The organism is Bacillus cereus group sp. BfR-BA-01441, from assembly GCF_022663075.1.
Lineage (GTDB): Bacteria > Bacillota > Bacilli > Bacillales > Bacillaceae_G > Bacillus_A > Bacillus_A cereus.
Genome location: NZ_JAKUEU010000023.1, coordinates 56325 through 71037 on the forward strand (window position 1 = coordinate 56325; position 14713 = coordinate 71037).

Genomic DNA, 14713 nt, shown 5'->3' on the forward strand with positions numbered 1-14713 from the left:
TGTCCCAAAAGGCATTTTGGAATAGACTCCTTTTGTCATGTTTTGTTGATAAGTCGATATATTTTAAAAATCGCCAATATATTTCAATAATCGCTGATATATTTTAAGTTGCGCCAATATATCTCCATAATTGCCCATATAAATTTCATTTACTATTTTACTGCCCCAATAATTTATAGACTCCTCTCATAATAGTTATTTCACTATTCGTGACACTTGTCCTTTAGCATGAAAAACACATATTCGGTTCATCTCGTTATACGTCTAGTTCTTCTTATTTTTTGCTGAATATACTACCAATATAAACTTGAGACAAGCTACATCTGTTCAAGGGAAAATAGAAAGGTAGGCAAAATATGAGCATTGAAATATGGATTACTATTATTGTATTCTTCTTAACGATGATCGTTATCTTTTGGCGGCCTCGAGGTTTGAATGAGGCGTGGCCAGCAGCAATCGGAGCTGGTATCATCATAATTACTGGACTTGTATCAAAACCAGACGTCATGGATATTATAAGTAAAATTGGCGGTGCTTCCATAACAATATTAGCGACCATCGTCATGGCAGTTATATTAGAAAGCTTCGGCTTCTTCCATTGGTCCGCAGCGAAACTGGCAAATCTAGCGAAAGGTTCTGGACGCCGTCTATACTGGTATATTCAATTATTATGTTTTCTTATGACTCTTTTATTTAATAACGACGGTAGTATTTTAATTACAACTCCCATTTTAATTCTTCTTCTAAAAAACCTTCAATTAAAACCACATCAACAAATTCCTTATTTATTAAGCGGAGCTTTAATCGCTACCGCATCTAGTGCACCAATTGGTGTAAGTAATATCGTAAACTTAATTGCATTAAATATCGTTAATATGACTCTTTATATGCATACTGCTATGATGTTTGTACCTGCAACATTAGGCTTATTATTTATGTCATGGCTCATGTATACAGTTTTGAAGAAAAAACTTCCGAAAAAATTACCTGTTTCTTCATATGATATTGAAGAAATTTTCTTCACGAAAAACTTCCATCCACTAAAAGGAAATAATTCTGTTGATACGAAACAAAAACGGACAAGATTCATGTTAAAAGTATTAGGTTTCGTCTTCCTGATGCGCTGTCTTCTATTCGTTGCATCCTTCTTATCCATCCCAATTGAAATCGTTGCAGTACTTGGTTCACTCGTTCTTCTCATTTGGAGATGGTACTACTTACGAACAAATCCTGTCGACATTTTGAAAAAGACACCGTGGCACATTTTAATTTTCGCCTTCTCTATGTACGTCATTATTTACGGACTCCACAACGCAGGATTAACAGCTGCACTTGTACAATGGCTCGAGCCAATTGTGAATCAGCATCTACTCTATGCTAGCTTTGCAATGGGCGGACTTGTATCCATCCTCTCTAACGTCTTCAATAACCATCCTGCCCTTATGATTGGTACAATCACATTAACAGAAATGGGACTAGATCCAGTCACATTAAAAACAATCTATCTTGCAAACATCATTGGTAGTGACATCGGTTCACTATTACTACCAATTGGTACACTAGCTTCACTCATTTGGATGTATATTCTGAAACAAAACAAAATTAAAGTAAAATGGAAAGACTATTTAAGTGTATCCCTTATCGTTATCCCGCTCACAACAGTCGTCACACTATTCCTCTTATTCTACTGGGTACATCTCTTCTTTGCCTTATAAACAACAGAATCCCCATTTGCTACCGTCTTAGCAAATGGGGATTCTTCTATAATAAAGTTAGTTACTACAGTGTGATCAATCAAGTAAAGAGGTGTAACGTGTTATTGATATAAATGACTACCAGCTTCTTTAAATTCTTCTGCTTTCTCTTTCATTCCTTTTTCAATTGCTTCTGTCGTTTCTAAATCATTTTCTTTTGCATATTCACGAATATCATGTGAAATTCTCATACTACAAAACTTCGGTCCACACATTGAACAGAAGTGAGCTGTCTTTGCCCCTTCTGCAGGCAACGTTTCATCGTGATATTCCATCGCACGTTCAGGATCTAAAGATAAATTAAATTGATCGCGCCAACGGAATTCGAAACGTGCTTTTGAAAGTGCATCATCACGCTGATGAGCCGTTTTATGTCCTTTCGCAAGATCAGCCGCATGCGCTGCAATTTTGTACGTAATAACACCCGTGCGTACATCATCTTTGTTTGGCAAACCTAAATGTTCTTTCGGCGTTACATAACAAAGCATCGCCGTTCCAAACCAACCGATCATCGCAGCTCCAATTGCCGATGTAATATGGTCATAACCTGGTGCAATATCTGTCGTTAGTGGCCCAAGTGTATAAAACGGCGCGCCCTGACAAATATCAAGCTCTTTCTCCATATTCTCTTTAATTAAGTGCATCGGTACGTGTCCAGGTCCTTCGATCATAACTTGCACATCATGTTTCCAAGCAATTTTCGTTAATTCACCAAGTGTTTCAAGCTCAGAGAATTGTGCTTCGTCATTTGCATCTGCAATCGATCCTGGACGTAATCCATCTCCAAGAGAGAACGAAACATCGTACTGCTTCATAATTTCACAAATCTCTTCAAAATGAGTATATAGGAAGTTTTCTTTATGATGGAATAAACACCACTGCGCCATAATCGAACCACCACGCGAAACGATACCTGTCGTACGCTTTGCAGTAATTGGAATGTAACGAAGCAATACACCAGCGTGAATCGTAAAGTAATCAACGCCTTGCTCCGCTTGCTCAATTAACGTATCACGGTACACTTCCCATGTTAAATCTTCTGCAATTCCATTTACCTTTTCAAGCGCTTGATAAATCGGCACAGTTCCAACTGGTACAGGCGCATTACGAATAATCCACTCACGCGTCGTATGAATGTTTTTACCTGTAGATAAATCCATAATCGTATCTGCACCCCAGCGCGTTGCCCACGTCATCTTCTCTACTTCTTCTGCAATAGAAGAAGATACAGCAGAGTTTCCGATATTTGCATTTACCTTCACGTGGAAATTACGCCCGATAATCATCGGTTCTGCTTCTGGATGATTAATATTCGCTGGTAAAATAGCGCGGCCTTCTGCGATTTCCTTACGAACAAACTCCGGCTCTACTCCTTCACGAATTGCAACGTATTCCATCTCAGACGTAATAATGCCATTACGCGCATAATGCATTTGCGTAACATTTGCACCTTGCTTCGCTCTAAGCGGCTGGCGATCCATTTGCGGGAAAACAGGTGTATGTTTCGAAGCCACTTTCACACCATCATCCTCTGGTTTCACCTCGCGCCCTTCATATGCCTCTACATCCCCGCGCTCCATGATCCAAGAATGACGCGGCGTTGGAATTCCCTTTTCCAGCTCCACTTTATACGCCTGATCCGTATAAGGACCGCTCGTATCATACACACGGACTGGAGGATTTGGGATGCCGTTCGTTTCGCTTTGTTCAATCTCACGCATCGGCACTTTCATGCCTGCGCGTGGTCCATCCACATATACTTTCTTACTCCCTGGTAAACTCGATTTCAATTCAATTTGCTCAGCTGAAACAGACTGTTTCATAACCTTTGTTGCCTCCCCTGTTCGTGACAAGGACGAGATATGGCCAGCGCATGCCAAAATAAAAAGAGCCAGGTCCATAAAAAAATAAGGACCTGGCTCATAAAAGACATCATTATGTAAAGCCGTTAACTTCCCTACGCTGGTACGAGCCAGATCAGGTCCAAAGGGTTAAGAAGATCACGCGCTTCTCTCTCAGCCTACGCATACGTTAGGCACCCCTAGTTTATCACTGATTTAATTTTCAATACTTTCCCATCATACACGATAATCTGAAAAATGCAAAGGTTATTTCTTTTTCTCTTTATGGAATCATCCACGTTAAATAATATGCTTGAACATACGTTATAATACCAACAATAATTACGAAGAACACCCTATTGTAAAAATAGTTTATGATTTAAAATGGGAGTTTAAAAACATCTTCACCACAAAGAGTGTTGAGAATCTCAACCATTGTATTAAGAAAATTAAGAATACTAATATACAAGAGTTTAAGAGCTTTACGAATGGATTAGCCCGGGATATTGAAGCTGTCAGAAATGCGGTAACTTATGAGAATAATAATGGTCTTGCCGAAGGGAGCATAAACAAGTTAAAGCTTATTAAAAGAATCATGTATGGTCGATGCAAATTCTCCACATTGCGGACAAAGATTCTACTTTTGGAGAGAATGAGACTTTTCAACTAACTCCGGGAAGAACCATTTTTTACTTGCCAAATACATTCATCAGTCCCGTTTGCCAAAGAGCCTTTGTCTCTGCTGTATTTCGCTACAACTGCTACTGTTACCTGCCATACAACCTGCAATAGAGATAGGTAACAATTTACTATACAAGGAACAAAATTGACCTGCTCCTCCATTTAGTGATTTAACTATCTTTATTATTCAGAGCTAAAACTCAAAGAAAAATCTCTTACATTTATTGTAACGTAATTCCCTTAATATGTTAATTATTTTTTTGTTGTCTTGTTAGTTAAAGGGGTACTTAGTACAAAAAATAACCGTAGATAGTAGCACGAACACTGTTCTTGTTATAATTTTTTTTCAGAACGTCTATAATCCTCTTTTAAAAAATATATGTAAATATAATAAAAAACGAATGATTAATAGAAATATTCTACACCACTCGTTTTTTATCGGACTTCTTTTTACTGTACTTTTATTTTCTTTATGAGTTATTAGAAAAATAATTGTCTATATAAGTCTTTATTTTTTCAAAATTCTTTTCCATAAATAAGATTGCTGGTACTTCAATTATTGGAAGATTATTTTCATTATCAAAAGCTGGACACGGTTTGGGAACTACCAAATAGTCAACTGAGTTTTTATCCCTAATATAATTAATTGAAACATCATAATAATTAGAAAAATATTCCTTCAAATCATCCTGATTCCTTAAAAATGGTAGAGAAAATATTGAACCATAATTTATACCAGCGTCGACAATTAATACAAAGCATATTTTTTTCATGATACACCCTCCTCGTATAATAAGTTTTAAGTTAATAACTGTTCCTTGAAAATTAAATAGTTTTTATCTTCAAGAGCTACATCAAAAAAATGATGTATGGGTAAAATTTAGTCTTGGATACTGGGGGATTTCCCCAGATAATGGAAGTGTGGAAATGGATCCATCGGGAATATGCTTACTCCTCCTGTAGTTCGACCACGTTAAAAGACTGTGACCCAGACCAAAATGCACTGCATACGCACAAGCTGTATCGGTTTCCTTCACTTACCTCTCATAATGGTGGGAGGGGCAGCTTAGATGAAGGCAATCATTGAATACTCATACGCGAGGTTGTGGCTATGTTTTTGACTCTAGGGAGATCCCACAGTATCCAAGCTCATTCCAAATACTATTCAAAGAAAGGAGGTCCTTTCTTTGAGATTATTCGTAGCTATTGATGTAAGCTTTGAAAAACTTGATGTATGTTTTCTTGACAGTCATGACACTGTTTTGAAAGAAATTTGTCTTTCAAACGATGTGAATGGTGCCAATGCCATTAAGGAGGATGTTCTCCATTTTCATCAGTTGTACAACTATAAAAAAATTGTCATTGGTATGGAATCTACTTCCGTCTATAGTTTCCGTCCTTCCATGTTCCTAACGGAAGATAAGGATTTGAGGGCTTTAGACGTGGAAGTGGTCGTACAAAATCCAAAAGCCATCCATCGGTATAAAAAACTCTTTGAAGAAGATAAGACCGATAAAATAGATGCTTTCCGTATTGCCGATTTTTTACGAATCGGACGGTATAATAAGTTTCTTATCAAGGAGGAAAAATACGTTGCCCTTCAACGTTTAACACGATCTAGATATCAACTCGTTCACCAGCAAACAGAATGTAAGCAACACTTTCTGAAGAACCTTTACTACAAATGTAATACGTTATCGAAAGAGTTAAATACCTCTGTTTTTGGTGCGACGATGATGGAAATACTCTCAGATTCCCTTTCGTTGGATGAAATCGCAGAAATGGATCTAGAAGCACTCGCTACTCTTCTTCAGAAAAAGGGGAAAGGACGCTTTAGCGATCCGGAAGATTTAGCGAAAACCATCAAGAAAGCCATACGTGACTCCTACCGACTAGGTAAGGTCGTTCAAGACTCTGTGGACGTTGTATTAGCCACTTATGCACGATTGATTCAAACATTGAAAAAACAAATCAAAGAGATAGAAAAAAGCATTACTGCTTTATTCTAAGCCATTCCAGAAGCGAGATATTTAACAAGTGTTCCAGGCATTGGAGTCGTATACGCCACGGGAATCATTGCGGAAGTTGGACAAATTGAACGCTTTGAGAACGAAGCACAATTGGCCAAATACACCGGTCTTTACTAGAAAAAATCGCAATCTGGAAACTTTGAATCGGAACGAACACCCATGACACGAACGGGAAACCAGTATCTTCGTTATTACATGGTTGAAGCTACCAACTCTGTACAATTTCGTGAAGCTACTTACCGTGCTTATTATTTAAAGAAATATGATGAAGTTCCGAAATACAAACATAAAAGAGCCCTTGTCTAAAGCCGTAACTAGATTCGCTAAATTGTTTTTCAAATATTGAACCAAGCACTTGACTGATTGCTTGTTGAACAACCCTATCCACTACTGTCGGTATTCCCAATTTGCGCATCTTCCATAAAAAGAGCCAGGTCCATAAAAAAATAAGGACCTGGCTCATAAAGACATCATTATGTAAAGCCGTTAACTTCCCTACGCTGGTACGAGCCAGATTAGGTCCAAAGGGTTAAGAAGTTCACGCGCTTCTCTCTCAGCCTACGCATACGTTAGGCACCCCTAGTTTATCACTGATTTAATTTTCAATACTTTTCTATCATACACCATAATTTGGAAAATTAAAAGTTTATTTCTTTTGTTGTTTATGGAATCATCCACGTTAAATAATAAGCCTGAACATAAGTCATAATACCAACAATAATTACGAAGAACAAACTATGCTTCACTGTAAAACGGAACAAATCCGATTCTTTTCCAGCAAGACCAACCGCTGCACAAGCGATCGCAATCGACTGCGGGGAAATCATTTTACCTGTTACACCGCCTGTTGTATTTGCTGCAACGAGAAGCACTTCAGATACGCCGACTTGCTGCGCTGTAATGGCTTGTAAATTTGAGAACAGTGCATTCGCAGACGTATCAGACCCTGTTAGGAATACGCCAATCCAGCCTAAGAATGGTGAGAAGAACGGGAATAGTCCGCCAGTTCCAGCTAATGCTAACGCTAACGTGGAAGATAGACCAGAATAGTTTGCGATAAATGCAAACCCTAGTACGAATCCGATAGATAGAATTGGCATTTTTAATTCGCTTAACGTTTCTTTAAATGTCACTACTGCATCTTTTACATTCATTTTCAAAATAAACATGGAAATGATACAAGCAATTAAAATCGCTGTTCCGGTTGCCGATAATACATCAAACTTCAGAATTGCCTCGTAAGGCGTTGGTTTATTTACAATTGGCTCTGCTTTCATTACTAGATTATGCAGACCTGGAATTTCAAACTTAAATACAAGACTTTCTAAAGCCCCTCCTGGAGTGAATAATGCCTTAAAGAAACTTTGGCTCCAAATGACTACCATAACCGTTAATACGATAAATGGGGACCATGCCTTCACTACTTTTCCAAACGTTAATTTCGGCATCGATGCCGCTGTCGTTGTTGCTGCTACTTCACTATTTGCTTGCCCAGATTGATAAATTTCTTTCGGCTGCCAAACTTTTAAGAACAGCGCTAAACTAATTAAACTTACAAGTGCCGATGTAATATCCGGAAGTTCTGGTCCTAAAAATGTCGCTGTAATGAACTGCGTAATCGCAAATGAACTACCCGCTACAAATAACGCAGGCCACGTTTGTCGTATCCCCTTAAATCCATCCATTAAAAATACGATAAAGAATGGCACAAATAATGATAGGAACGGTAATTGATGCCCAGCCATTTGTCCAATTTTATGTGGATCAATACCTGTTACTTGTCCAGCAACTGTAATCGGAATTCCCATCGCTCCGAACGCCACTGGTGCAGTATTTGCAATCAAACAAAGACCTGCTGCGTATAAAGGATTTAACCCAAGCCCCGCAAGAAGTGCTGCTGTAATCGCTACTGGTGCCCCAAATCCTGCCGCTCCTTCTAAAAATGCTCCAAATGAAAATCCAATTAAAATAACGAGTAGACGATGATCGCTCGTAATCGATAATACCGATGCACGAATCACATCGAATTGACCTGTTTTCACAGAAATTTTATATAAAAATACCGACATAATGATAATCCAAGCAATTGGCCATAATCCGTATAAGAAACCATATCCGGTCGCTGCCATTGCCATCGTGAACGGCATTTTATAAGCGAATAACGCTACTAAAACTGTAAGTACAACTGTAATAAATCCTGCCACATACCCTTTCATGCGGAAAACTGCTAAAGCTAAGAAAAAAAAGATAATCGGAATAAGTGCTACCGCTGCCGAAATCCAAATGTTTCCGAATGGATCATAAACTTGTGTCCATGTGTTCATTGTTCTCTCCCCCTAAAGAATCCCCTTTTAAATAGAATAACCTCATCAATAGACTATCAGGTCATCATACCTTTAAGTCTAAAATAAAAAAACGTTTAAGAAAACGTTTTCAACAACTTTCATTTATACTGTACCATAACAATTTCCATTAAAAAAGATTTTTTTGAAAATTTTATCATTTAACGAAAAAATCTTACAAAATCGTCATGTTCCTGTAATGTTCATCGATAGAAAGCTTGCAAAATTTATTGCATAATAATAGTATAACAACGGACATTATTTATGAGGTGATATATATGAATGGAAACAAAATATTAGCTGCTTTATCGTACTTTAGTGTACTATTTGCCCCTATCTTATTCCCAATTATCGTTTGGATTGTGGGGGACGCTGAAACAAAGCCACATGCAAAACGTGCTCTATGGACACACATCATTCCAAGTATTGCTACATTTATCGGCGTAGCCATTTTAGGAATTATGGGCATGGGATCTGACCAAGCAGATGTAACACTTGGAATTGGATCAATGATTGTCTTAGCTATTTGCGGAATCATCAGCTTATACTACTTCATCTGGAACATTGTAAAAGGAATTAAAGTGCTGAAAGCTTAATTTTAAACAAACGTTTGTTTAAAAAAGGACCCTTGCAAATTGCAAGGGTCCTTTTCCTAATTCGTTCACTTTATCTTCTGCGTTTCTTCTTTTTTCTCATCATTTTCTTTCGGCGCGTATTCACTTTATCCGCTATAATGTGAAGCGTACTTGCCACAACAATTCCCATTAAGAACGTTACAATTTCAACCTCATGTTTCTTCGCAATTTCTATTAAATTACCATCCAGTGCGATTACATTTAATAGAAATAAAAATGGAGAAAAGACGATTAACATGTACGCAATACGAATCACATCACCAAGTATAATCGTATGCGTAAAGAAAGATCGATGCGGCATTACTTTTTTATAAGGATACCAAAATATACGTAAGAAACCCCATTTGTTATAAGCATTACTGTACGTATCTAAATCTGGTGTTAAAAATGAAGTACCTACTAAAAAACCAATTGCAAAAGTTAATAAAAAATCAAAATTTGTTAATCCATACGAAAAGAGAAAAAACAAAACAACCGGAAGGGATATTAAGTTTATTTTCGTATGCGTTCTTCCTGATGGCATAATGCACTTCCTCGCTTACGTTCGTCCTGTCACCTTATGACAGGTTTCACCTATTGACCTAATTTCTGATCGATAAATGTTGTGTCTATATCCGAACCAAACCATTCTGCCAACTTCACTCGTGCCTTATCTTTCACATCTTCATTGACGTATAACGACACCTGTATTAGTGCGGCCGTTAACGCCCCTAAATCATCCGTATAGCCAATTCCAGCAATGAAATCTGGAATCGCATCAATCGGTGCAATAAAATAAGCAAGTGCTCCAATTACAATAATTTTCACTCGTTTTGGAACATCGGGTCTTTGCAAAACGTAAAACAGTAATAAACTTGCATAAATGACCGACTGCCCAGCTTGCTTTGCAACATGTTTTACTTTCTTCCAAAACGCTTCAACTGAAAATTTTTGTTTCATGTAAAAAGCCTCCCTATTTTTAAAAAGAAATAAGCTACAATATGTTATCAGTAAAAGTTCATGGAAATTACACAAAACCTATCAATGAACTTTTATTGTAACAAACAAACCAAAAAAGAACAAGTGTTCGTTAATTTTCACACGATTTCCTTCATATAATAGATTTCTAGATAACCCTTACCCATCTTCGTTTCTTATTTCTCAACAAAGAAAATTTTCACTTCTACTTAACATTCTGCTCTACCTTTGTTATATTTTCTAGTTGACGGACATATAAACGAATGTTAAAGTTTTCTCTGGTAGTGACAAATCTTATACAAAAAATGTAAAATGTTATAGTGTTTCTCAGAAATGAATTTTGTTGTATAATACAGAAATGACGTTATGCTTATGAGCAACAAAAGAAACCAAAAGGGTATGCATAGTTATAGTCGTATATGGGTGAATATAGAACCTTTAATTATGGCCAAGAAAACTATGTATTTTTTATTTTAGCATTTTTCGCTCCAAAATCGACCAAGCCTGATAGAGAAAGGGTGGAAATGAATGAAAGAAACCTTGAAATCACAATTTCAAAATGTGCGTTTCACTGTATTCGTAGCTTTAGCCTTATGGCTAAAAACTTACCTTATTACACGCACAAGCTTTGACTTAAAACTTGAATCTTTCATGCAAGAATTCATTTTATTCCTTAGCCCATTAGCAGCATCATTACTGCTTGTTGGTCTTGCATTATTTGCAAAAGGGAAAAAACGTAACTATATAGCACTTGGAATTAATTTTGTCTTAACAATCGTTCTTGTTGGTAACGTAATGTTCTACGGATTCTACAATGACTTCGTTACATTACCGGTGCTAGGACAAACATCTAACTTCGGAAGTTTAGGTTCTAGTGTGAAAGAATTATTTAACTACAAAATTATCCTTGCATTTGCAGACATTATCGTTTTCTTCGTTCTATTAAAGAAAATGAAGAACTTTGCACCTACAGAGCGTGTAGCACGCCCGATGCGTTCTCTATACTTCGTATCAACAGTTGCTATTTTCTTCGCAAACTTAGGACTTGCAGAAGCTGAACGCCCAGAACTATTAACACGTTCATTCGACCGCGTTATGCTTGTTAAAAACTTAGGATTATATGTACACCAAGTATACGATCTTGGCTTACAAGCAAAATCAAGTTCACAAAAAGCGTTCGCTGACGGTAGTAAATTACAAGAAACAGAAAACTACGTAAAAACAACACAAAGTAAACCAGATCCAAATATGTTCGGTACTGCAAAAGGGAAAAACGTAATTGTTGTCTCTCTTGAGTCATTACAAACATTCTTAATTGGTGCAACAGTTAACGGACAAGAAGTTACACCATTCTTAAACCAATTTACGAAAGAAAGTTATTACTTTGATAACTTCTTCCATCAAACTGGTCAAGGTAAAACATCTGATGCTGAATTCCTAGTAGATACTTCGTTATATCCACTAGACCGCGGTGCTGTATTCTTCACACACGGTAACAATGAATATACAGCAACTCCAGAAATTTTACGTCAGCAAGGGTATCACACGTCGGTATTCCACGCAAACAACGCAACATTCTGGAACCGTAACATTATGTATCCAGCACTTGGTTATGATCGTTACTACAACGAACTTGACTACAAGATTACACCAGAAACAAAATTAAACTGGGGATTAAAAGATATCGAGTACTTCGATCAATCTATTGATATGTTAAAACAAGTGAAGCAACCATTCTATACTCGCTTCCTTACTTTAACGAATCATTACCCATTCACTTACGATGACAGTACAAAATTAATCGACGAATACAATTCTGGTGATGGAGTATTTGACCGTTACATGGTAACTGCTCGTTACTTAGACGAAGCAATGAAACACTTTATTGAGCGTCTAAAAGCAGAAGGTATTTACGACAACTCAGTAATCGTATTCTACGGTGACCACTACGGTATTTCTGAAAACCATAACCGTGCAATGGCACAGTTCTTAGGAAAAGAAGAAATCACTGCATTTGACCATATGAACTTACAAAAAACACCGATGTTTATTCACGTTCCAGGTCAAAAAGAAGGTAAAACAATTTCGAAACCAACTGGTGAAATTGACATTAAACCAACTATTCTAAACTTACTTGGTGTAGATTCTACAAATGACGTTCGATTCGGTCATGATGTATTCTCACCTGATAATAAAGGATTCGTTGTTCTTCGTGACGGTAGCTTCGTTACAGATAAATACATGTACACAAACAGTACATTCTATGACCGTGCTACTGGCGAAGTTGTACAATTACCGAAAGAAGAATCTCAACCACTAATTGATCGCGCCCAAAATGAATTGAACATGTCTGATAAAATCATTGAAGGTGACTTACTTCGCTTCTCTGAAAGTAATAAGATCAAAACTGGTGAAGTAAAAACAGTTATTAAAGAAGAAAAGAAGAGTGCTGAGTAATCTCAGCCTCTTTTTTTATTTTCTTCCATACAACTACTTATATTCATTAACTTTAAAATTACATAACCTTTACCAAATATTCACATAGTGTTAATGAAGAATCTCTATAATAAAATATGTAAACGAGGTTCTACATATTTCTTATCTCTCATCTTTCGTAAGATCCCTTAAAGAAGTGTGTAAATCTTTTGTTTCTACTTTCTTATAATTGTCTTTCAACATGTTTTGTTTCCATACACAAAACATTCAACGAGACAATGTCCCTATGAAAGATAGCTACCCTCCTTGTGCAGCATTCCATAAGAATGTTGCTTTTTTTTATTTAAAAGCAGGATTCTCATTCTTATTTTCGAATTTGTATATACAAAATGCTGTAAAGTGAAACTTTAATCAGCCCTCACCAATCGGGCAGCTACGGGCAGTTATTCGCCCAATTCACTTCTTTGCTCCACCCGAATTTTTAAGTAGGAGTTTTACTGCCCGTTAATGCGGGGTAAACCATCCTTACTTCTCTATGATTTACAAATACATATACGGTCATATGTAGAGAATTGCTTACATAAAAATTACTATAGTGATTTTTATCTCGCATGAATGAAAGTTTCACATTACTTACGTACTTACGAAAGGATGGGACGGAAATTGGCATACGAAAAATTTGTACTTTGGAATGATGAAGTTATTGATACAACAAAACAACAAACGTACATAGAACTTGAAGAGAGAGGTTCGCAGTTCGGAGATGGTGTCTACGAGGTTATTCGCCTATATAAAGGGAACTTTCACTTATTAGATCCGCACATAACGAGATTATATCGATCCATGGAAGAAGTAGAATTATCGCTCCCTTTCTCAAAAGCTGAGCTCATCACTTTACTTTACAAATTAATTGAACGAAACCATTTCCACGAAGATGGCACAATTTATTTGCAAGTATCTCGTGGTGTACAAGCTCGCACACATGTATTTTCATATGACACCCCTCCGACAATTTATGCCTATATTACAAAAAAAGAAAGACCAGCCTTATGGATTGAATATGGTATACGCGCTATATCAGAACCCGATACTCGATGGCTACGCTGTGACATTAAATCATTAAATTTATTACCAAACGTACTAGCTGCTACGAAAGCTGAACGGAAAGGCTGTAAAGAGGCACTTCTCGTAAGGAATGGTATTGTAACGGAAGGAAGCCATTCCAACTTCTTTTTAATTAAAAATGGAACTCTTTACACACATCCAGCCAATCACCTTATTTTAAATGGCATTATTCGTCAATATGTCCTTTCTTTAGCGAATACTCTTCACATTCCTGTACAGGAAGAACTTTTCAGCGTTCGTGACGTTTATCAAGCAGATGAATGCTTTTTTACAGGCACAACAATTGAAATTTTACCAATGACCCACCTTGATGGAACCGCGATTCAAGATGGGCAAGTTGGACCTATCACCAAAAAACTGCAAAAATCTTTTAATAAAATCTTGTTACAATCCAATATGTCATCTTCTTAAACACGAATAATTTCTGTCCTTTTATATTCAATATATGCATTTAAATGGAAATCAAGGTGTAAATTTATACCTTGATTTTTTCTTGTAATCTTTTTGTCATATTCAGATTCCCACATAAGCCTTGACAGTAATCGACATGCTCTTTAGAATTTTTAACAGTTGGTAAATATTTCTTCACTACATTACAGACAGAAAGGAATCGACAAATTATGAAAAAGTATCTTGCCGGTCTTGCGGCAGTGTCTGTAGCAGGAGGAGCAGCACCTACACTTGATAGTGTTCAAGCTGCACCTGAACAAAATACACAAAAAGCTGCTACAACTGTCCAAGCTTCTGCGTCAAACAACTCATCTTATACGGTAAACGCGAGCGTCTTACATGTTCGTGCGGGATCAAGCACTTCTCACGACATCATCTCACGCGTTTATAACGGTCAATCACTAAACGTGATTGGCGAAGAAAATGGTTGGTTCAAAATTAACATTAACGGAAAAACAGGCT

13 protein-coding genes, 2 pseudogenes and 2 riboswitches are annotated in these 14713 nt (G+C 37.0%); of the genes and pseudogenes, 8 read left to right on the forward strand and 7 right to left on the reverse strand.

All coding sequences use genetic code 11. The features are described from left to right. Positions 1-356: 356 nt before the first annotated feature. Positions 357-1715 (forward strand): arsenic transporter, encoded by a 1359-nt coding sequence (locus tag MR107_RS12290; RefSeq protein ID WP_000021123.1) that lies wholly within the window; start codon positions 357-359, stop codon positions 1713-1715. A gap of 101 nt (positions 1716-1816) precedes the next feature. Here MR107_RS12290 and thiC read toward each other — a convergent pair whose 3' ends face one another. After that, positions 1817-3577 (reverse strand): phosphomethylpyrimidine synthase ThiC, encoded by a 1761-nt coding sequence (thiC, locus tag MR107_RS12295; protein ID WP_242292403.1) that lies wholly within the window; start codon positions 3575-3577, stop codon positions 1817-1819. Between the two features lie 114 nt (positions 3578-3691). After that, a riboswitch (TPP riboswitch) is annotated at positions 3692-3807 on the reverse strand. Positions 3808-3878: 71 nt separating this feature from the next. Further along, positions 3879-3950: pseudogene (locus MR107_RS31960) on the reverse strand (L-lactate permease); the annotation flags it as partial. Positions 3951-3995: 45 nt separating this feature from the next. Between MR107_RS31960 and MR107_RS12300 the strand changes: the two are divergent. Continuing rightward, positions 3996-4265, forward strand: a complete 270-nt coding sequence (locus MR107_RS12300; RefSeq protein WP_242449125.1) for a transposase — start codon at positions 3996-3998, stop codon at positions 4263-4265. 481 nt (positions 4266-4746) lie between these two features. On the opposite strand, the gene MR107_RS12305 is transcribed toward MR107_RS12300, so the two are convergent. Next, a complete protein-coding gene (locus MR107_RS12305) occupies positions 4747-5049 on the reverse strand; it encodes a hypothetical protein (RefSeq protein WP_095689990.1) in 303 nt (100 codons plus the stop codon). Positions 5050-5463: 414 nt separating this feature from the next. Between MR107_RS12305 and MR107_RS12310 the strand changes: the two genes are divergently transcribed. Together MR107_RS12310 and MR107_RS31965 are read left to right on the forward strand one after the other, a co-directional pair. Beyond that, the gene (locus MR107_RS12310; protein WP_370658486.1) at positions 5464-6285 is read left to right on the forward strand and encodes an IS110 family transposase; all 822 of its coding nucleotides are present in this window, start codon (positions 5464-5466) and stop codon (positions 6283-6285) included. Between the two features lie 66 nt (positions 6286-6351). Then, positions 6352-6612: pseudogene (locus MR107_RS31965) on the forward strand (transposase). Here the strand turns inward: MR107_RS31965 and MR107_RS31970 are convergent. Both MR107_RS31970 and lldP read right to left on the reverse strand, forming a co-directional pair. After that, positions 6539-6712, reverse strand: coding sequence for a hypothetical protein (locus MR107_RS31970; RefSeq protein WP_006925833.1), 174 nt, complete (start codon positions 6710-6712; stop codon positions 6539-6541). The pseudogene MR107_RS31965 and the gene MR107_RS31970 overlap by 74 nt on opposite strands. Positions 6713-6781: 69 nt before the next feature. After that, positions 6782-6897, reverse strand: a riboswitch (TPP riboswitch). 71 nt (positions 6898-6968) lie between these two features. After that, complete coding sequence (lldP, locus tag MR107_RS12320) at positions 6969-8630, reverse strand: L-lactate permease (protein ID WP_071740933.1); 1662 nt, start codon at positions 8628-8630, stop codon at positions 6969-6971. A gap of 296 nt (positions 8631-8926) precedes the next feature. Here lldP and MR107_RS12325 point away from each other — a divergent pair, with 296 nt between their 5' ends. Then, positions 8927-9244 (forward strand): magnetosome magnetite crystal formation protein family, encoded by a 318-nt coding sequence (locus MR107_RS12325; RefSeq protein WP_001014096.1) that lies wholly within the window; start codon positions 8927-8929, stop codon positions 9242-9244. A gap of 70 nt (positions 9245-9314) precedes the next feature. Here the strand turns inward: MR107_RS12325 and MR107_RS12330 are convergent, their stop codons facing one another. After that, positions 9315-9806 carry a metal-binding protein gene (locus MR107_RS12330; protein ID WP_001139056.1) on the reverse strand — a complete coding sequence of 164 codons (492 nt, stop codon included), beginning with the start codon at positions 9804-9806 and terminating at the stop codon, positions 9315-9317. A gap of 50 nt (positions 9807-9856) precedes the next feature. Beyond that, positions 9857-10222, reverse strand: coding sequence for a YkvA family protein (locus MR107_RS12335; RefSeq protein ID WP_000810369.1), 366 nt, complete (start codon positions 10220-10222; stop codon positions 9857-9859). A gap of 546 nt (positions 10223-10768) precedes the next feature. On the opposite strand from MR107_RS12335, the gene MR107_RS12340 reads away from it, so the two are divergent. The 3 genes from MR107_RS12340 to MR107_RS12350 form a co-directional block, all read left to right on the forward strand. Then, positions 10769-12697: an LTA synthase family protein gene (locus MR107_RS12340; protein WP_000665358.1), complete on the forward strand. Its 1929-nt coding sequence runs from the start codon at positions 10769-10771 to the stop codon at positions 12695-12697. Between the two features lie 630 nt (positions 12698-13327). After that, positions 13328-14212, forward strand: coding sequence for a D-amino-acid transaminase (locus MR107_RS12345; RefSeq protein ID WP_078186980.1), 885 nt, complete (start codon positions 13328-13330; stop codon positions 14210-14212). 209 nt (positions 14213-14421) lie between these two features. Next, on the forward strand, positions 14422-14713 hold a 292-nt coding region (locus MR107_RS12350), incomplete at its 3' end, for an SH3 domain-containing protein (protein WP_242292404.1).